Annotated in this window: 21 protein-coding genes; 7 read left to right on the top strand and 14 right to left on the bottom strand. The window is 70.2% G+C overall.

Annotated elements, in window-relative coordinates:
- Positions 1-3 precede the first annotated feature (3 nt).
- From J2W21_RS11665 to J2W21_RS11645, 5 genes are all read left to right on the top strand, one after another.
- Positions 4-945, top strand: coding sequence for a type II secretion system F family protein (locus tag J2W21_RS11665; protein ID WP_307114667.1), 942 nt, complete (start codon positions 4-6; stop codon positions 943-945).
- Between the two features lie 11 nt (positions 946-956).
- Complete coding sequence (locus tag J2W21_RS11660; RefSeq protein ID WP_307114666.1) at positions 957-1,832, top strand: type II secretion system F family protein; 876 nt, start codon at positions 957-959, stop codon at positions 1,830-1,832.
- Positions 1,833-1,847: 15 nt separating this feature from the next.
- Positions 1,848-2,039: a Flp family type IVb pilin gene (locus J2W21_RS11655; RefSeq protein ID WP_307114665.1), complete on the top strand. Its 192-nt coding sequence runs from the start codon at positions 1,848-1,850 to the stop codon at positions 2,037-2,039.
- A gap of 107 nt (positions 2,040-2,146) precedes the next feature.
- A complete protein-coding gene (locus J2W21_RS11650) occupies positions 2,147-3,040 on the top strand; it encodes a hypothetical protein (RefSeq protein ID WP_307114664.1) in 894 nt (297 codons plus the stop codon).
- Positions 3,041-3,272: 232 nt separating this feature from the next.
- On the top strand, positions 3,273-3,440 hold the full coding sequence (locus J2W21_RS11645) for a hypothetical protein (protein WP_307114663.1): 168 nt from the start codon (positions 3,273-3,275) through the stop codon (positions 3,438-3,440).
- Positions 3,441-3,452: 12 nt separating this feature from the next.
- On the opposite strand, the gene J2W21_RS11640 is transcribed toward J2W21_RS11645, so the two are convergent.
- From J2W21_RS11640 to J2W21_RS11590, 12 genes are all read right to left on the bottom strand, one after another.
- Positions 3,453-4,334, bottom strand: coding sequence for a tRNA pseudouridine synthase A (locus J2W21_RS11640; RefSeq protein ID WP_307114662.1), 882 nt, complete (start codon positions 4,332-4,334; stop codon positions 3,453-3,455).
- A gap of 418 nt (positions 4,335-4,752) precedes the next feature.
- Positions 4,753-5,184: an Hpt domain-containing protein gene (locus J2W21_RS19810; protein ID WP_373423103.1), complete on the bottom strand. Its 432-nt coding sequence runs from the start codon at positions 5,182-5,184 to the stop codon at positions 4,753-4,755.
- A 3-nt stretch (positions 5,185-5,187) separates the two neighbouring features.
- On the bottom strand, positions 5,188-6,078 hold the full coding sequence (locus J2W21_RS11635; RefSeq protein WP_307114661.1) for a type II secretion system F family protein: 891 nt from the start codon (positions 6,076-6,078) through the stop codon (positions 5,188-5,190).
- 9 nt (positions 6,079-6,087) lie between these two features.
- Positions 6,088-7,014, bottom strand: coding sequence for a type II secretion system F family protein (locus J2W21_RS11630; protein ID WP_307114706.1), 927 nt, complete (start codon positions 7,012-7,014; stop codon positions 6,088-6,090).
- The gene (locus J2W21_RS11625; protein WP_307114660.1) at positions 7,011-8,453 is read right to left on the bottom strand and encodes a CpaF family protein; all 1,443 of its coding nucleotides are present in this window, start codon (positions 8,451-8,453) and stop codon (positions 7,011-7,013) included. Before J2W21_RS11625 ends, J2W21_RS11630 begins: the two co-directional genes overlap by 4 nt.
- On the bottom strand, positions 8,450-9,649 hold the full coding sequence (locus J2W21_RS11620) for an AAA family ATPase (protein ID WP_307114659.1): 1,200 nt from the start codon (positions 9,647-9,649) through the stop codon (positions 8,450-8,452). Before J2W21_RS11620 ends, J2W21_RS11625 begins: the two co-directional genes overlap by 4 nt.
- The gene (cpaB, locus tag J2W21_RS11615) at positions 9,646-10,365 is read right to left on the bottom strand and encodes a Flp pilus assembly protein CpaB (protein WP_307114658.1); all 720 of its coding nucleotides are present in this window, start codon (positions 10,363-10,365) and stop codon (positions 9,646-9,648) included. The genes J2W21_RS11620 and cpaB overlap by 4 nt, the downstream gene beginning before the upstream one ends.
- A gap of 33 nt (positions 10,366-10,398) precedes the next feature.
- On the bottom strand, positions 10,399-11,439 hold the full coding sequence (locus tag J2W21_RS11610; protein ID WP_307114657.1) for a pilus assembly protein TadG-related protein: 1,041 nt from the start codon (positions 11,437-11,439) through the stop codon (positions 10,399-10,401).
- Complete coding sequence (locus J2W21_RS11605; protein ID WP_307114656.1) at positions 11,427-11,798, bottom strand: TadE/TadG family type IV pilus assembly protein; 372 nt, start codon at positions 11,796-11,798, stop codon at positions 11,427-11,429. The genes J2W21_RS11610 and J2W21_RS11605 overlap by 13 nt, the downstream gene beginning before the upstream one ends.
- 88 nt (positions 11,799-11,886) lie before the next feature.
- Positions 11,887-12,063: a Flp family type IVb pilin gene (locus tag J2W21_RS11600; protein ID WP_307114655.1), complete on the bottom strand. Its 177-nt coding sequence runs from the start codon at positions 12,061-12,063 to the stop codon at positions 11,887-11,889.
- Positions 12,060-12,266 (bottom strand): Flp family type IVb pilin, encoded by a 207-nt coding sequence (locus J2W21_RS11595; RefSeq protein WP_307114654.1) that lies wholly within the window; start codon positions 12,264-12,266, stop codon positions 12,060-12,062. Before J2W21_RS11595 ends, J2W21_RS11600 begins: the two co-directional genes overlap by 4 nt.
- A 753-nt stretch (positions 12,267-13,019) precedes the next feature.
- Positions 13,020-14,546 (bottom strand): hypothetical protein, encoded by a 1,527-nt coding sequence (locus tag J2W21_RS11590; protein WP_307114653.1) that lies wholly within the window; start codon positions 14,544-14,546, stop codon positions 13,020-13,022.
- A gap of 591 nt (positions 14,547-15,137) precedes the next feature.
- Between J2W21_RS11590 and J2W21_RS11585 the strand changes: the two genes are divergently transcribed.
- Positions 15,138-15,350, top strand: a complete 213-nt coding sequence (locus J2W21_RS11585) for a hypothetical protein (RefSeq protein ID WP_307114652.1) — start codon at positions 15,138-15,140, stop codon at positions 15,348-15,350.
- On the opposite strand, the gene J2W21_RS11580 is transcribed toward J2W21_RS11585, so the two are convergent.
- Positions 15,323-16,186, bottom strand: a complete 864-nt coding sequence (locus J2W21_RS11580; protein WP_307114651.1) for a response regulator transcription factor — start codon at positions 16,184-16,186, stop codon at positions 15,323-15,325. The two genes, J2W21_RS11585 and J2W21_RS11580, sit on opposite strands and share 28 nt — an antisense overlap.
- Positions 16,187-16,310: 124 nt before the next feature.
- On the opposite strand from J2W21_RS11580, the gene J2W21_RS11575 reads away from it, so the two are divergent.
- Entirely contained in the window at positions 16,311-17,969 is a 1,659-nt protein-coding gene (locus J2W21_RS11575) for a sensor histidine kinase (protein WP_307114650.1), read from the top strand.
- Between the two features lie 133 nt (positions 17,970-18,102).
- Here the strand turns inward: J2W21_RS11575 and rplQ are convergent, their stop codons facing one another.
- Positions 18,103-18,684, bottom strand: a complete 582-nt coding sequence (gene rplQ / locus J2W21_RS11570; protein ID WP_307114649.1) for a 50S ribosomal protein L17 — start codon at positions 18,682-18,684, stop codon at positions 18,103-18,105.
- Between the last annotated feature and the right edge of the window lie 14 nt (positions 18,685-18,698).

Genomic DNA, 18,698 nt, shown 5'->3' with positions numbered 1-18,698 from the left:
GGCATGCAGACTCCAGTGGTCCTCATCGCCGGACTCCTCTGCATCTACGGCGCCCTCGGCGCGGGCGTGTTCTTCGTCCTGAAGTCGCACCGCGGCGTCCCCCTCGAACGCCGGCGGCAGGGAGTCCAGACCTCGGTCTCGACTCTGACGAAGGTGACCGACAGCGCGGTAGGGGCGCTCAACCAGACGCTCGGCGGCCGCCGCCTCCGGCTGATGTCCGCCGACAAGTTCGAGCAGGCGGGGCTCAAGATCCGGGCTGCCGACTTCCTCCTCATGTGCGGCGCCGGCCTCCTCGCCGGGGGCATCCTCGGATTCCTCCTCGGGGGTCTTGGCCTCGGATTCCTCCTCGTCATCGCGGCTCCGGCTGGGCTCTTCCTCTGGGTCAACCTCAAGGCCTCCCGCCGACAGGCGAAGTTTGCCGAGCAGCTCCCGGACGCGCTCCAGGGCATCGCCGGCAGCCTTCGTGCCGGACACAGCCTCCTCCACGCGATCGACGGCGGAGCCGACGATGCCGAGTCGCCCATGCGCGAGGAGCTGCAGCGGGTCATCAACGAGACCCGCATCGGGCGCGACCTCATCGACTCGCTCCTGGACACCGCAGCCAGGATGAAGAGCGAGGACTTCCTCTGGGCGGCTCAGGCCATTGAGACGCAGCGGGAGGTGGGCGGCAATCTCGCAGAGGTCCTCGAGAACGTCAACGAGACCATCCGGGAGCGGGCCCAGCTGGGCCGCATGGTGAAGTCACTGAGCGCGGAGGGCCGGACCTCGGCCATCGTCCTCGTGGCGCTTCCCATCGTGATGCTCGCCCTGCTCTGTCTGATGAACCCCTTCTACGCCAGCACGTTCTTCGCGAGCGTTCTCGGATGGATCATGCTAGGCGCCGCGGCACTGCTTCTCGGCGTCGGCACCTTCTGGCTCAGCCGACTCATCAAGCCCAAGTACTGAGGGAGGCCGTCATGCCGTTCATCATGCTCGCCGCGATCCTCGCGATCATCGCACCCGCCGCGTACCTGACCTGGTCCCTCGCGTCCACGGACCGCTCGGCCCGCAGGGCCATCGCCCAGAACCTCGGCCTCATCAAGGCAAACCAGCCCAAGCAGCTCTCGATGGGAGCCGCGCTCCGCGCCGCGTCCGGACGCATCACGCCCAAGGGCTACGCGGCGTGGCTCGACAAGAAGCTGGCGGGCGCTGGGCGGCCCAAAGGGTGGCCGCTCGAGAAGGTCATTGTCGTCAAGCCGATCCTCGGCGCCTTCGGACTGACGCTGGGAATTCTCATATTGGTGCACAGTCCCGGGCCGCAGATGGCTGCGGTGACCCTCGGGGCAGCGCTCCTTGCATACTTCGTGCCGGACATCCTCCTGCACAACGTGGCCCAGAAGCGGCGCGAGTCTATGCAGCTGGCCCTGCCCAACCTGCTCGACCAGATGCTCATCTCGGTCGAGGCGGGCGTCGGCTTCGAATCCGCGATGGCCAAGGCCGCGCAGAACAGCAGCGGTCCGCTGGCGGACGAGTTCATCCGCACCTTGCAGGACATCCAAGTGGGCCGCTCACGCCGCGAGGCCTACCTCGATCTCGCAGCCCGGGCTGCCTTCCCCGAACTGCGGTCGTTCATCCGCTCAGTGGTCCAGGCTGACCAGTACGGCATCGCGATTGCGAACGTCCTGCGGGCCCAGGCCAAGGAGATGAGGATCAAGCGCCGCCAACGGGCCGAGGAGCACGCGATGAAGATCCCGGTGAAAATCCTCTTCCCGCTGATCTTCTCCATCCTGCCCGCCTTGTTCATCATCATCCTGGGGCCGACCATCCTCAGCATCATCCACTTGTTCTCGTAAGCGGAAGCGCCTGAGATGAACGCCAGCGAGACCAGCGCGTGGACCGACCCGGTCAGCGACTCCGAGCGCGGGGCGACCGCCACCGAATACGCGGTCCTGATCGCCTTCATGGTCCTCGCCATCATCGCGGGAGTGACGATCTCCGGGGCCTGGCTGGGCGGCTACTACGCCGGCATGGGCCAAGAGCTCCGCGACGTCCTCCGCTGATCTCGCCCCCGCGGTCCAAGCAGCTGGCCCGCGGGGGCGCCCAAGCCGGGTCCCCTCCCGATGCCCAGAACCGGGAGGGGACCCCTCAACCAATATCGGGAGGTGCCATGCGCAGCGACATCGGCGTCCAGGGTCCCAGCGTCCATCCGGTCGACTGGGCGTGGTACCGCGAGTTCGGGGGCGGCGCCGCGGTGCCGCCCGCGGTCCGGGCCCGGAACCGGCGGATCGGCCGCCGGGCGCTGGCCAAGGCCGGTGCCCTCGCCGCCGTCGTCGGCGGGGCCGTCATCGGGTCGAGCCTGCTGTGGGCCCACGGGTCGCTCTCCTGGCGCCCGGTCGCACTCATCGCACTCTGCGGCGTCACCGGCATCGGGCTCTACACGAGGCACGTGGCGAGGCGCGCGCTGGCGGCGCGGCGCCGCAACGTGGCGGCGGCCGCCAGGGCCGCACGGGCAGACCGGATCTTCGGCATCCCGTACGTGGCCTCCGTGCACTCTGCCGGCGCGGCATCCCCGGTGCCCGCCCTGAGGCCGGCCCGCGCCACCGCAGTGCTCCTGGACCTGCTCCTCGCGCTTCCCGGCCCTGCGGTCTTCCACCGGATAGGGCTCCCTGATGGCGCTTCCGCCGACCACGCCGTGGCCTGCGGGAACGCCGTGTTCCTCCTCGACTCAGTCCACGTCCGGGGCGGGACCTGGCAGTGGGCGCCGGGCGGACGCGACACCGCAATCCGCACCGATCATGCCGGCCAGCCGCTCCCGCTGCCCCTGCACCACGCGGCCGACGAACTCCGCCTGATCCTCGGTCCGGAAGTCGAGGTCATCCCGATCGTCGTGGTCCATGGCGCGAGGACCGCACCCGGGCGGGCGAGCCTGTCCCAGCACGGGGTCCACCTGCTCGCGGCCTCCGCGGCTCTCGAGCGCATCGGCAACACGTGCGCGTACGGCTTCGCCGGCACCGCCCGCCTGCCCGGCCTGCAGGAGGCGCTCCAGGAGCTGCTCGTCTAGGCCGCCGGAACCGCGAGGTCCCTCCAAGCCGGAGTTCCCTCCCGATGCCCAGAGTCGGGAGGGAACTCCTCAATGCCGTCGGCGCCATTGCCCGCCGGCCAGCCGAGCGCTTACGCTGGGGGTCACCTCTGGGACGTCTGGGCAGGCTACCCCGAGGCCACGCTCTTCTGGACGGAGAAGACATGGGCCGCGACACCCAGACCCGAGCCGGCGCGACGACGGGGCTGCTCCCATGAGGGCCGTCATGATCGCGCTCATCTCGTACGGCACCGCGATCAACGGCCTCCTCCTCGGACTCTGGCTGGCCGCGAAGTGGCCCGCCCCGCGCCTGAAGCACTTCGCGATGATGGGCTGGGTGTTCCTCGGCCTGAACATCGGGATGCAGATCCTGATCGCGTAGGGTTCGACCCCCTCAACCGCCCGGGATCTCCTCCCGCAGCGCCCGCGTGAGCTCCGCCCGCTCGGCCATCTCCGCTGCCGACTCGGGGTACCCGACCGCCTCGAGCACGAGCGGGTGCGCCGGCGCGAGCCGCGTCTTCGCGTCCCGCACCCGGGCGAGCATCCGCTCGTGCAGCCACTCCACGGACTCGAGCCCCTCCCCCACGCGCAGCGCAGAGCCGATCAGGGCCCGGACCATGTTGTGGCAGAAGGCGTCGGCCCGCACCCGGGCGACCACCACGCCGTCGTCCGTCCGCTCGAACGCGAACTCCTGCAGCGTGCGCACCGTGGTTGACCCCTCGCGCGGCTTGCAGAACGCGAGGAAGTCGCCCAGGCCCAGCAACTGGTCCGCGGCGGCGTTCATCCGCCCCACGTCGACGGCCGCGCGGTGCCACAGCGTGATCCCGCGCAGCACCGGATCCCAGTCCTCGGGGCCGTCCGCGATCCGGTAGGAGTAGCGCCGCCACAGCGCCGAGAACCGCGCGTCGAACCCGGCCGGAGGCACGACGGCGCTGCGCACCTCGAGCGCGCCCGTCTCCTCCCCGAGCACCCGGCTCAGGGCACCGCGCAGCCGCCGCACGAGGACCTCCTCGGGCGCCTCGGACGAGCGCCGCGCGAGCCCGTCCCACTCCGCGGGCGCGAGGTCCAGGTGCACCACTTGCCCGCGGGCGTGCACCCCGGCGTCGGTGCGGCCGGCCACGACCACCCGGACCGGCCGGCGCAGGATCAGCGCGAGCGCCTCCTCGAGGGACCCCTGCGCCGTGCGGCGCCCCGGCTGCACCGCCCACCCGCTGAACGGGGCGCCGTCGTACGCCAGATCGAGGCGCACACGCACCGTGGAGGGCTCAGAAGTCATGCCTGCCAGTCTAAGGATTCACGCAGGAACGCCGCCGCGGAACCGCAGGAACCGCCCGCCTGGCGACGCTTCCGCGAGCTTCGCTCCAGCTCGGCACCCCGCGCCGAGCCGCCTCCCTGACGTCGATGGTGGAGCTGGTGATCGGACCAGCCGACGACAACCACCACACACCCCAGGAGCACAAGATGCTTTCCAGCATGGCCCCCCTGCACGTCGCCGGCCTCAAGCTCAAGGAGCGCACCCTCTCAGGCGTGCAGGGCGCCATCGCCGTCGCGTACCGCATCATGGTCGCCATCGCGGTCGTGATCATCGGTGCGGCCAGCGCGCTCGGCGGCAACCTCAACAGGCGTGGTGAATCTTCGTTCGCAGCCCTTCCCGGGAGCGCCCGCCGGCGTGGTCGCCGGACTCAGCAAACGGATTACTGCAGTTCGCCGGGTCCCCCTATGCTCACGCTGCTGTCATTGGACAGCCGCAACAGGGTGGGGGGCCCGCACTCGAGAATCGACGGGAGAAACCTTGCCGCAGCGACTGTGCCTTCCGCACGCAAGCACCGTTCGAGCTGCCCGGCGAGCCCGGCGAGTCGGGAGGCTCCGACCATCGCAGAGGAGCTCCGCAGGCTGAGGGCAGCGTCGTGTGCGGCACCGTAGTCGTCCTGTCCGAGGGCGGCGATGAGGCTGTCACGGCGTCGCGGCCAGAGGCGCACGAAGGCGCGTGAGAATGACGCCGCCGTCTCGGGGCCGACGTCCTCGGCGAGCCCCTGCAGGGCCGCGGGGTCCACGAGCGGCTGGACGCCGCCTGCCCTCTCGGACACTCTGCCGGGCGCGGTCACGACGGTCTGTTTCGTGCCCATGCGCTACCGCCCCGACAACGTTGCGATGGTGTTGATGACAGCGGGTCCGAGGATCGCGATGAACAGCACCGGAAAGATGAAGAAGAGCAACGGGAAGAGCACCTTGACGGGGAGCTTCATCGCCTGTTCCTCGGCGCGCTGACGGCGTTTGACGCGCATGGCCTTGGCCTGGATGTGGAGCACCCGGGCGATCGCGATGCCGTACGCGTCGGCCTGGACGACGGCCTGGACGAAGCTACGGACCTCTGCTGCTGTGGTGCGTTCGGCGAGGCCGAGGTAGGCCTCGCGCCGGGACCGGCCGACCTGCATGTCCTGGAGGGTGCGCGCGAGTTCTTCAGCGAGCGGGCCCTTGCCGTTCGAGCTTGCCCGGGCGAGGGCGGCTTCGAAGCCGAGGCCGGCTTCGACCGAGATGAGGAGCTGGTCGAGAGTGTTGGGGAGGTCGCGCTGAATGATCTTCTGGCGTTCCATGCCGCGGCTCAGGAGCATGAGGTCGGGAACCATGTATCCGAAGACCACCAGGAACAGTGCGATGAGCCGGAACGTGGGGATCGAGTCGAGCGACAGCACGAGCAGGCCGGACACTGCGCCCAGGAGGGCGAGGGCGGGCTTCGCGGCGAGGAGGCGTCCGAGAGGGAGGGACGCCGGTCGACCCGCGTGCATGAGGAGCCTGTCGAGGCGGCGGACGTAGGCCGCGGGAGTGAGTCGACGGGTGATCCCCTCGAGGACGGCGCTGAGGTCCGGGCTCGTCTGCGGCGCCGTGGCGGCGGGGGCGATGCCGCGGCCGAGGTTCGTCCGGATTGCGCGGAACCCGACACGGTCGACCGAGAGGAGGGACCAGCATAGGGCCGCGAGGGCGGCGCCGACGACAGCGGCTGCGAGGAGGGGGATGGCCATAGCTGCTTCCTAGAACTGGATGGTGATGATCTTCTTCAGCCAGAACCCGCCGATGCCCATGAGCACCACGGACGCGCCGATCATCGCCCAGCCGAGCGGGTCTGTGAACATGGGGGTCATGTAGCTGGGATTGACCAGCATGAGCATGACGACGATGCCGATGGGCAGCGCCATAAGGATGTACGCGGAGAACTTGCCTTCCGCGGCCAGCGCCGAGATGTGGCCTTTGATCTCGCTTCGCTCGCGGATGGTCTCGTTGACCTGGTCGAGGACGTCGGCGAGGTTGCCGCCGACCTCCCGGTTGATCTGGATGGCCTGTGCGACCCAGACGAAGTCCTCGTTCCGCATCCGCGTGGAGGTGTCCTGCAGAGAGGCGAGCAGGTCGCGGCCCAGCGCGGTCTCGTGAACGAGGCGGCGCATCTCGTTCGCCGTCGGCTCCGGGCTCTCGGCGGCGGCCGCGTCGATCGCCCTCAGGATGCTGTGGCCGGCGCGCAGGCCCCCTGCGAGCAGGTTCAGGGTGTCCGGGAGCTGGGTGTCGAACCGCTTGCGGCGCTTGCCGATCCGGGAGCGCACGAGCAGGTGCGGAGCGACCGGCGCGAGGAGCGCGAGCAGGATGCCGATCCCGAGGCTGCCGCCGAGGAGGCCGAGGGCGATGCCCATGGCTGCGCCTGCGATCACCCAGATGAGCAGGTCGGCCTGGCGGACGCGCAGCCCGGCGAGGTCGAGTGACTCGGGGGAGACGACGCGGAAGCGCCGCGCCGAGATCCATCTCTGGAGGGCGTCTGCGAACCCGGCCGCGGCGCGCCCGAAGCCCGTTCCGTTGGAGGCGGCGGGAGGACGGCGCCGGGAGGCGGGGAGGGCGCGATGCCCCGGACGCAGGGCGAGGAGGGTTGAGATGAGGCCGCTGGCGAGGATGAGGCCGCAGGCGAGCATCATTTCCACGGCTGCTCCTGAGGCTGGGCGGCCGAGGCGAACACACTCGGGCGGACGTGGATGCCGAGGTCCTCGAAGCGCTCGAGGAACCGCGGCCGCACTCCCGTGGCGATGGGCTTGCCGAGGAAACGGCCGTGCCCGTCTACTCCCGCACCGTAGTCGAAGACGAACGCGTCCTGGAGCGTGACGATCTCGCCCTCCATGCCCTGGACCTCGGTGACGTGGGTGATGCGGCGGGTGCCGTCGCGCAGGCGGGAGATCTGCACGATGAGGTTCACGGCCGAGGCGATCTGCTCGCGGATGGCGCGCAGGGGCAGGTCCATGCCGGCCATGAGCACGAGGGTCTCGAGGCGCGCGATCGCGTCGCGGGGGGAGTTGGAGTGCACGGTCGAGAGGGAGCCGTCGTGGCCAGTGTTCATGGCCTGGAGCATGTCGAGGGACTCTCCGCCGCGGACCTCGCCCACCACGATGCGATCGGGCCGCATGCGCAGGGAGTTGCGGACGAGGTCGCGGATGGTGATCTCACCCTTGCCCTCGGTGTTCTGCGGCCGGCTCTCGAGCCGGACCACGTGCTCCTGCTGGATCTGCAACTCCACGGCGTCCTCAATGGTGACGATGCGCTCGTCGTCCGGGATGAAGGATGAGAGCACGTTCAGCAGGGTCGTCTTTCCTGTGCCGGTACCTCCCGAGACGATGATGTTCAGCTTGGCCTTGACGCATGCCTGGAGGAGCTCGGCCATCTCGAGAGTGAGGGTTCCGAAGCCGATGAGGTCCCGCACCGTGAGCGGGACCTTCCCGAACTTTCGGATGGTGAGCGAGGAGCCGCCGACGGCCAGAGGGGGGATCACGGCGTTGACGCGGGAGCCGTCGGCCAGGCGGGCGTCCACGAGGGGGGACGATTCGTCGATGCGGCGCCCGACACGGGAGACGATGCGCTCGATGACCGTGCGCAGCTGCTGCTCCGAGCGGAATTGCTGCTCTGCGAGCACCAGATGGCCCTTGCGCTCGATGTAGATCTGGTCGTGGCGGTTGACCATGATCTCGGTGACGTCGTCGTCGTCGAGGAGCCGCTGGAGCGGACCGTAGCCGAGGACGTCGTCCTCGATGTCGCGCAGCAGGCGCGTCCGCTCGGTGGCACTGAGCGGGACGCGCTCGGCGTCGATGACCTCGGTGAGCTCGTCCCGGGCGGCGGAGCGCAGCTCTTCCTCGGTGGCCCCCGAGTCGCCGAAGCGCGAGCCCATCCGCTCGAACAGGGCCTCGGCAGCGCGCTGCTTGAGGCCAGCGAGGGCGTCCGTGGCCGCCGGCGCGGCGGCCACGGCCGGGCCCCCGGGCGCCGCGGCGGGAACGACGTGCGCGTCGGGGTCCACGGCGCTGAAAGCCGCAGTTGGGGCGGCGGGGGCCGGGCGGCCCTCGGCGATGCTGATGCGTTCGGAGAGCTTCATGAGACCACAACCCTTCGGTGGAGACGGCGGCGTGCTTTGGCAGTGCCGTCGGGAGTGAACCTGTCGACGACATAGCCGAGAGCGGTCGTTGCCTTGTCACGGCGGCTGGACTGGAGGACAGGGACTCCACGATTGGTCGAGTAGGAGACCCAGCGCGAGCGGGGGACGCTCACGTCGACCGGAACCCCGACGGTTGCCTCGACGTCGCGCACGCTCAGGTCGGCCTTCGCGTCGGCCATGTTGATCACGAGGTGGCGCGTCTCGGGGAGGAGCCCGAGCCGGCTCAGGACGTCGAGGCTCGAGCGCAGGCCGCGTACGCCCGGGACGTCCATACCAGTGACCCACACGCCGTCGGTGCACTCCTCGAGCGCCGAGAGCGTGCACTCGCCCAGTCCCGGCGCAGTGTCCACGATGACGTAGTCGAACTGGTCGGCGAGCTGGCGGACGAGGCGCGCGACCTGCTCTGGCGTGATGTGGTCCGCCTCGACTGGATCGCGGGGCGCGCACAGGGCGTAGATCCCGGCCGGGTGGAGCGTGAGGAATGCCTTGAGCACGAGTGAGTCCTGGGCCGCTGCGCGGGAGACGGCGTCCGTGACGGTGTGCTCGGGATCGAGATCGAGTCCGGAGGCGACATCGCCGAACTGGAGGTCGAGGTCGACGATGACGACGTTCATGGGCGAGACCTTGCCGAGGCCGACGGCGATGTTCGTCGCGAGCGTCGTCTTGCCGACGCCGCCTTTGGGCGAGAAGACGCCGATGACGCGGCCCCGGTGGTCCTTGGCGGGGGGCGGCACACTCGACTCGCGGCGCCGCCCCTCCGAGGTCTGCACAGAGCGCTGAAGGACAACCCGCAGCTGGTCCGGCTCGACGTTGGCAGACACCACGTCGCGGATGCCGGCCCGCATGGCCTGGAGCATGAGCTCCGCGTCGGCTTCCGCTGCCAGCAGGATGGAGACATCGGGGAAGCGGATGTCGAAGACGGTTGCGAGGCGCAGCGCGCCGTCGAGCGGCACGCTGGGTCCGAGGACGACAACGGCGGGCCGCACCCCGCCGAGCAGGTCGAAGATCTGCTCGGGCTGCTCGGGCAGTTCCGCGGTGGGGACCGTGTGCACTCCGCCCGGGAGCGCGCCCTCGACCGCTGCCCGCATGCGCTCCGCGAAGTCGGGGCTCGGGGTGATCAGCACGAAGCGGCTCATTGGTACACCTTTGATCGGTCGATCGGGTTCGGGGTCGTCTGCGGGAGGTTGGGCTGTTCCTTGCTCAGCCAGATGGTGCCCCACTGGGCCGCGAAGACGATCTTCGTGGCCTGGATGTCGTTGACCGCGACGGTCAGCGTGATGCTGCCCGTTGCCGGCTTGGAGTTGTCCGGGTTCTGGGGCTCACCCTGCAGCGAGGTGATGAGGACCGAGTGGTAGACCAGGGCCGTGGACTCCGGGCCGCCGGTGGGGACGGCCCCGTGGTCGAAGGAGAGGAAGACGCCCACGGTGTCGCCGGCCTGGAGCTTGCCGCCCACCGCACGGTCTGCGCTGATCGAGAACGAGACCTGCTGGAGGCCCGCCGGCACCGCCACCGAGCCGGGGGCGGTCAGCGTGCTCGGGTCGGCGAGGTGGTCCGAGAGCAGCTGCTCGCCCGGCTGCATCGCGACGGAGACGACCTTGCCGGACATTCCGTCGAGGGAGTGCAGCGCCGTCGGCGCGATTGCACTGGCTGGGAGCGGCTTCAGCTGCACCGAGTCAGCGATGCTGGCGGCGGGGGCGCCCTGCGTGATGGGCTTGGTGACGACCAGGACGTCGGTCGGCTTCATCCCGGCCTGGGCCCGGGCGTCGGCGCCGTTGGCGTAGGCGACCACGAGCACGACTCCGAGGATGGCCGCGACGAGGGCGGCGGCGCCGGCAACGAGTCTGGACTTCACGATGCTCCTGAGTTCGGTGGTTCGGTGGTGCGGTCAGTTGGTGAGCTTGACGATCGTCGCGCCGAAGCTTGTCGAAGGGCCGAGCTGGTAGACGCTGTCCAAGTCGACGTACTTGATGAACTGGCCGATGATCCCGCGGCAGTTGCCCGTGCAGGCCAAGGCCGAGGAACCGTTGGGGTTCTGGTTGTTGTACACGGAGGGAAGGCTCGTTCCCCCGGAGAATTTCCAGCCGAGGACCTTGAACGCTGCGAAGCCCGCGAGCGTGTAGATGGCCGAGCTGCCGGTTCCCGACACTGCTGTGAATACCGGGAGCAGAACGACCGCTGTCTGGCCAGCCTGAATCGCGGTGGCCCATTGGTTGAGGATGGTGTCGCAGTTCGAAGGTCCGCTGTTGCCGGGGACGCTGCCGCCCTCGGACAATGCGATGTCGATCGTCGCACCGCATTGGTTCGGATCCTGCACGAGCCAGCCGAACCCTCCCGGGACCACCGCCCCGGAGGGGCCGTAGCCGCAGCTCGGGTTGGCGCCGGAGCCGTGGTCCTGAAGCAGCTGGTATGCCCCGCCGACCATGCCCTGGACCTGGCACACGGAGAAGGCCAGCGGGAACGGGGCGATGCCCTTGCTGGGGCTCCCCCACGCCGCCGTCGCCGTCGTTCCCAGCGTCGCGCTCGTGATGCCCAGCGTCTGGGCCAGAAACAGCGAGACCGAGCCCGCCTGCATGCCGGGCTGGAGCGGCTGCGTGGCTGCGGTGACGGTCTGGGCCGTGGTGTTGACGGTTAGGGACGCGATGCCGGCCTGCGCCTGGTACATGTTGGACTGCGCGAGCGAGGTGGCAAGCGGGGAGGTGCTTGAGCATTGGGTGTCGCTGAGCGACGCGCCGCACTTCTGGGCCACGGCGATAGCCGCAGCGTCCGCGCCGCTCTGGAGCTGCGCACGCTTGGCGTAGAGCATCCCGCCGTCGACCGCGAGGGCGCCTGCGGCCAGCAGCACGACCAAGAGCAGGGCTGTCACCACGGCGACGGCCCCTCGTTCACGGTCCGCCCCGCCGTCGCACTTCGCGATCACCCGCCGCACAGCATGACCCCCTTGCCCTGGAGAGGAAAGGTGCCGAAGAAGCCGGTGCCGGAGAACGTGTAGTTCACGGTGAAGGCCACCTGCGTTCCCGACGTGCACGTCGACGGCGAGACGGCGAACGACGACGACGGGAGCTGGCCGAGCGGGGAGGCCGCATTCTGCGCGGCGGTGACCGCTGCGGTCTGGCTGTTCTGCAGGACCATGACACGCGCCCCGGCGCGGGCAGCGTACGTGAGCGTCTGCTGGGCGCTGAAGATCCGGCCGAAGTCGATGATACCGAGCACCAGCAGGAGCAGGGCCGGCAGGACGAGTGCGAACTCGACTGCAGCGGCTCCGCGCTCAGGGTGCTGTGCACGCATGGGGACTCCCCTTTGGTCGGGTGAACGGGGCGGACACGAAGAGACCGCCCGGAGCCGGCGTGGGACGGATCCGGGCGGCCTCAACAGATCACGCGGTCGTGGGAACCTGCCCGGCGACGTTGTTGAACATCGCCTGGAGATTGCCACCGAGAAGGCTGACGGCAACGATGATGACGACGGCGATGAGGGCGACCATGATGCCGTACTCGACAGCGGTAGCACCCTCTTCGCCCGAGCAGTGGCGGCGCATCTTGGGACGGATCACGCGGTCGTCGGAACCTGGGTGGCGACGTTGTTGAACATCGTCTTGAGGTTGCCACCGAGCAGGGTCACAGCCACGATGATGACGACGGCGATGAGGGCGACCATGATGCCGTACTCGACGGCGGTGGCACCCTTCTCGTCGGAGAGGAAGCGCTCCTTGGCCTTGATGCCCAGGACGTGCAGGGAAGCGATGAGAGAAAGCATTGTCTGTCTCCTGTTTGGGGTGGTTCCGCTGGCGGTTACCAGCTCCACGATCAACGCTAGGCGCCCCGCCGCGGGTGGACTCCGGACTTCGGGAAAAGCTTGGGAGGACTTGGGGGAATGCTCGGCAAAGTGGTTCCCAGCATCCCTCGGCGGTCCCATCCGGGTGCCAGCACCGGGCTTTCGATGCGAAATGCTGCAGCGCCGCTGCTGCGCGGCTCGAGAGCACGCCGCCGATCGCCGGTCCGCGACGCCGGAAACCTTACAGGCTGGCCTTACAGGCTGGCGGAGACCACGGCCGGCCACGGCCGGGGACGCTGGACAACTGGATCCCCTACCGCTTCGACGGCGGCCGGGCCCCTGACAGATGGGAGTATGCACACGAGGCCCTCGAAGATGCACCCGACGGATCCGGCGTGGGAGCTGCACCTCTCCGCTTGACCTTGGGCCACGGCTGAGGAGGCCGACGCTTTGACGCCGCCGGGTCCGACCACCGACCCATCGCCGCGGGCCCTGACAGGAATCCGGCAGGAAGGCCATGCGCGGGCCAGACCCTTGCGGATGACGATGCCCAGCTCCGGGGCGACTCAGATCCCTCGCCGAGCAGTGGCCGGTGCTGATGGACGTGGACCGGGCCGACCACTGGGGCCCTGCCGGTCGCCACCCGGGCACACCACTGAGGGCGCCCGCCTCCCGGCCCTCGTCCAGGGAGGTCATCGCCTCACAGTCGCCCAAGATCAGCCGGGAGCGGCCGCCTCACGGTATGGCGTCGGGGGTAGCTGGGCCTATAGGAAGGATCGGGGAGCCGAAGTCAGTGATCGTGTAGCGGCCGCAGCGGATGGTGCTGGACGGGGCAGTCTCGGCCACGGAAGGCAGGACGAACGGGGTGGCCTCCGAGTCGGTGAGCACGAAGGACACCCTTGCGCTCGAGTAGTCCGCCCGGTCGGCGAGCCACGGGTACTCTCCGAAGTGGCTGTCCACCTGGACGAGCTGGCCAGGCTCAGGAAGAAAGGCCTTGGGGGCGCGGATGGTCCAGAACCTTCCCGCGCCGATCTCATGGCTTGCGCTCACCCAGGTGCCGACGCAGCGGACATCAGGATCGACGACGGCGGCCGACCGGCTCAGCGCTCCCGTCGCCGCTGCCGAGGCACCCAGGCAACCGACGACAACGCCCACGAGAAGGCCCTTGACCGTCCCCTTGGGAAGGCGTCGGATCAACGCCGAACCGTGCACGAAGAGCCTTGGTGCCAACACCAGAGTGCACACGGGAGCGAAATACATCGGCTGAAGGTATCGGATCCAGAATTGGCCAAGCACGATCACTCCGCCGAGGACCGCCAACGGCGCCACCCATCCCAGTCCGCTGACGAGGGCGGCGCGCGCATCACGTACCGCGAGGGACCTGCGGAAGACGATCGCGGAGATGAGGATCAGAGAGACGATGATGGTGAGCCACACGGCTCCCGCGATGGTCGACGCCCGCTCTGCCAGCATGACTGGGTAGAAGATGGCGGTGAGCCCGGCCACCCCCGGCTTGGCGTAGGAGGGCCCGTCCTTGAGGATGAGGGACGCGAAGAGGATTCGTGCCAGAAGACCGAGCCCACTGCCGGCGGCCAAGAGCACGCCGACAAACGCAAATCGTCGCCAGCTGATCACCCGCCGCCACGCGATGAGCCCGAGCACGACAGCGACGGGGAGCACCTCCCAGGCCAGGAACAGGGGGTTCGTCAAACTCGAGAGCGCGCCGACGACCACGAGAGCCAGCTCGAGCCAACGCCAACGGCTTCGAGCTCCGGGCGCGACGAGCCGTGCAGCGAGCCCCGTCGTGGCGACCGAGGCGAGGAGCGTCATGCTATAGTACGTCGTGGTCGCAAGGAGCGATGCGAGCTCGAAGGTATTCCGGCCAGGGGAGTCCTCCAGGAGCGCCAGGCCCGTGGCCGTCCCGAAGGCGGCAAGCGCACCCACGACCCGGTGGACCCGCGGGCGGTCGTGCTGGACGACACCGCTCAAGAATCTGAGCAATCCGTAAAAGAGGGTCAGGTTGATGGCTGCGTTGAGCGCGAAGGTGGCCTTGATCCCGAGCCCCAGCGCGGAAAGGGCGAAGTACAGCCCCATCTCTGGGATGAACAGCACAGCCGAGAGGGCCCAATCCTGCGGCTGCCCCGACTGGATCGACCCGCGAACCAGCGCTGGCAGCACCGAGTCTCCGTCGTAGTACAGCATCGACGACCGGTCGGTGGCATCGATGTGCCACACAGTCAGCAGCGCGAACGCGACCGCCACAATCAGGCCTATGCAATCAGCGACTCCACCGCGCACGGCGGCCCGGGAAGGGCTTTCGGTCCGGACGCCCACGGCGCCCCTGGGCTTAGGCCACGTCAGGCTGATCATTCCATTCCCCCGATTCCGCGCGTCCGGCCGGATGCCCAGGAGGGGGCCGGCGCTGCTACTGGAGCGATCATTCCAAGGGAAGAGGGGCCGGGAGCCGATCCGCTGGGGATCCTTGGGCATTCCTTGCCAGAATCTCGGATGCCAACCTGTTGGCCTGTTCCTTCAGGACGGGACAGCGGGGGGCTCCCCCCGCCTCGTCCGCCACGCACACCGCGACGGTACGCTCGCCTGCACGCGATGGCCCATCACAGGCTTGCGGCAGACCGCGATCTAACGGGAGCTGCCGAACACCCTCGACCAGCTGCTCATCTCTGTTGAGGTTGGCCACGGCTTCGAGGCCGCCGTGTCCCGGGGCGCCGCCACGGGCCGCGGGCCGTTCGCGCAGGAGCTCTCCCCTACCCTGCAGGACATGCAGGTGGGCCGCACCCGCCGGGCCGCCTACCTCGGGCTCGCCGAGCGGTCCACCGTCGCACCGCGGCATCCATGGCCGGGGCGGTGCGCCTCGCCGACGCCGCGGACCGCGGCGTCGGGCGCGTGCGGGCGGACGGGCCCCGGGCCGCGATGGCCCTCCTGCCCCAGGCCCTCGCGTGCGGGGATGTCACCGCCGTGGTCCTGGCGCGCGGGGTCCCCGCCGCGCCGACGGCCGCGGCCGGGCGAGGCCGCAGGGCTCAGCCGGCCGCCGGCCGGAGCCGGTAGCCCACGCCCCTGATCGTCATGAGCCAGCGCGGGGCGCGTGGGTCGTCGCCGAGTTTGCGGCGCAGATTGCCGATGTGGACCTCGACGGCGCGCTCGTCCGCCTCGCTCACGTACGCGTCGTCGCGGAACCGGTCGCCCCGGGCCACCCGGACGAGCTCGGCCCGGGTCAGCACCCGTCCGCCCGCGCGCAGGAGCGCGTGCAGCAGGTCGAACTCGCTGCGGGTGAGCTCGAGCTCCACTCCGGCCACCGATGCCATGCGGGTGTGCGGATCCAGCGCCAGGCGACCATTGCGCAGCACGCGGTCGCCGGGCTGGGGCGGAGTCGGTGCGGGGTAGGGCCGCCCCTGCTCCGACGGCCTCGGCGCCTGCTCGGGCCGGGGCATCCACCCGTGAGCGTGTGCCTGCGGCGGCCGGGGGTCGCCGCCCGCTGTGGCCAGAGCACCGGCCGTGCCCGCCACGTGGCCCGCGCGGGGCCGGCGCAGCATCGCGCCGATCCTGGCGCGCAGCTCGCGGGGACGGAACGGCTTGGTGAGGTAGTCATCCGCCCCGGACTGGAGCGCGAACAGGGCATCCGGCTCCTCGTCCCGCGCGGAGACCATCACCACGTAGGCGTCGCTGGCACCCCGGATCCGCCGGAGGACCTCGAAGCCGTCGATGTCCGGCAGCCCGACGTCGAGCGTGACCACGGTGGGGTGCTCAGTGCGGGCCAGTTCGGCGCCCTCTCGGCCCGTCGACGCCGTCCGCACGTCGAAGCCGGCATGCCCCAACACATCCTCGAGGAGGCCGCGAATATCTTCGTCATCCTCCACGACCAACGCAATACCCAGACCGTTCACAGTGAGCCCTCCATACGACCGGGAAGCGACACAGCCTGTCATTGGAACCATGCCCTTATGTCACAGTATCCGTTATGCATGATAAATAAGTGAAGGGGGACGTCTCACGTATCCGGGAGGGATCGTGTCTGTCAAGGAGCTGGCCACCGCCGGCAAGGTCCTCCGCTACGTGGACCGGGCCGGGGCACGCACGCGCGTGCTCCTCTGCCAACTGCCGCTCTCCGTGGCCGTGGCCGTCATTGCCCTCGCCGCCCCGGCGGCCTGGTCGGAAGCGGCGGCCTCGCCCCTGTTCGCCGCCGGCATCCTCGCCCAGATGGCGGCCGCGCTCCTGTGCTTCGTGCTGCCCTGGGAGCAGCTGAGCGCCGACGCCGCGCTCTTCGTCCCGGCCCTCGACCTCGTCTCCGTGTGGCTCCTGCGCAACGGCGGCCCGCACGGGGCGCTCACGGGGACCGGCGCGCTCGCCGTGTTCCCGGTCATCTGGATCGCCGGCTCGACGCTCTCGGCCCGCATCGCCCTGCCCACGGCCCTCGTCGGCCCGCTCCTCATCACGCTGCCCACGCTCCTGGCCCCCGGCGCAGGCGGCCATGCCGCCTTCACCGACGCCCTGCTGCTGCCGCCCCTCATGCTCACGGTCGCGGTCGCGATCCGCGCCGCCGGAGCCGGCCTGCGCCTGCAGGAGCGCCAGCTGCGGGCGCACCAGGCCAAGCTCAAGGAGCTCCTCGAGGACGCCGTGGAGAAGGAGGCCCTCCTGGCCACGATCCTCGACGCGGCGAGCGTGGGGATCGTCGCCGTGGACCCCGGCGGCCGGCCCGTGCGCTGGAACGAGGCGTTCCGAAGCATGCTCGAGGGCGTGGGCTGGGAGTCCCCGGCGGACTTCGACATCGCCGACCGGGCCTTCCCCGTGTTCACGAAGGACCGGCGGGCCCGGGTCGAGCCGGACCACCGGGTCCTCCACCGGGCGGCCCGCGGCGAGGCGATCGACGGGGAGATGGTCTGGCTCGGCTGGGGGCCCCGGGCCCGGGCGCTCCAGGTCGTCGCGCGCCCGGTCGACGGCGACCGCGGGGGCGCCGTCGTCTCCTACACCGACGTGACCCAGCTCGCCCAGACGGCCGAGGACAAGGCCGAGCTCGTGCGCACAGTGGCCCACGAGTTCCGCACGCCCCTCACGTCTGTGCTCGGCAACCTCGACCTCGCGCTCGAGTCCGAGCTCCCGGCCGCGGCCAGGACCCGGCTCGAGGTCGCCCAGGGCAACGCCGAGCGCCTCATCGACCTGGCCCGCGACCTCATGGCCTCCTCTGAGGTCACCCTCCCGATCAGGCCCGCCCGGATCGACCTCTCCGCAGTGCTCGCGGCCCGCGCCGAGGCCGTGCAGACGGCGGCCGACGCCGCCCGGGTGCGGCTCGTCGTCGACCTCCCGGCGAACCTGTGGGTGCAGGCCGACCCGCTGCGCATCGGGCAGGCCGCCGACAACCTGCTCTCCAACGCGGTCAAGTACTCCCCCGACGGCGGCGTGGTCACCCTCCGGGCCGCCGAGGCCTGCGGATGGGCCACCGTCGAGGTCGCCGACACCGGCATCGGCATCTCCGCCGACGACCGCCCGCACATCTTCGACCGGTTCTTCCGCACCGAGGCGGCCCGGGGGCTCGACATCCCCGGCGTGGGCCTCGGGCTGTCCTTCACGCGCATGGTCGCCGAGCGCCACGGCGGACGGCTCCAGGTGCAGAGCGAGCCCGGCTGCGGCAGTGTCTTCTCGCTCATCCTCCCCACGGGCGGGCTCACCTAGACGCGGCCCCACCACAGCCGGGGTCCGGCTCGGCCTCGCCGCCCGGGAACGCAGCAGGGCCCCCGCTCCCTGATGGGAGCGGGGGCCCTGCGAGGATCAGACGCCCCGACGGTGCGGGACGGCCGGGAGGCGACTACTTGGCGTCGTCGGCCTTCTCCTCGGCGGGAGCCTCAGCGGCTTCCTCGGCCGGAGCCTCGGTGACCTCGGCCTCGGCGGGAGCCTCAGCAGCGGTCTCCTCGACGGCGGTCTCCTCGGCCGGGGCCTCGACGGTGGCGTCGGCCTTCGGCGCGCTCTTCTCGGCGGCCTTCTCGGCCTCCTTCACCACAGCCTGCTTCGCCGAGACCGGCTCGAGCACGAGCTCGATGACAGCCATGGGGGCGTTGTCGCCCTTGCGGTTGCCGATCTTGGTGATGCGGGTGTAGCCACCGTTGCGCTCCGACAGCTGCGGGGCGATCTCGGTGAAGAGCTCGTGGATGATGCCCTTGTTGGTGTTCGTGCGGGCCGAGATGGCGGCCTGGACACGGCGGCGCGAAGCGAGGTCGCCGCGCTTCGCGAACGTGATGAGGCGCTCGGCCACCGGGCGGAGGCGCTTGGCCTTCGTCACGGTCGTGGTGATGCGCTTGTGCTCGAAGAGCGCAGCGGCGAGGTTGTTGAGCATGAGGCGCTCGTGCGCCGGGCCACCGCCCAGACGCGGACCCTTGGTGGGTGCAGGCATGTCGTTTCTCCTGT

This window comes from Sinomonas atrocyanea, from assembly GCF_030811715.1.
In the GTDB taxonomy this organism is placed as follows: Bacteria; Actinomycetota; Actinomycetes; order Actinomycetales; family Micrococcaceae; genus Sinomonas; species Sinomonas atrocyanea_A.
Note: the sequence above shows the minus strand (reverse complement) of the source record. Positions and strands in the feature narration are given on the sequence as shown.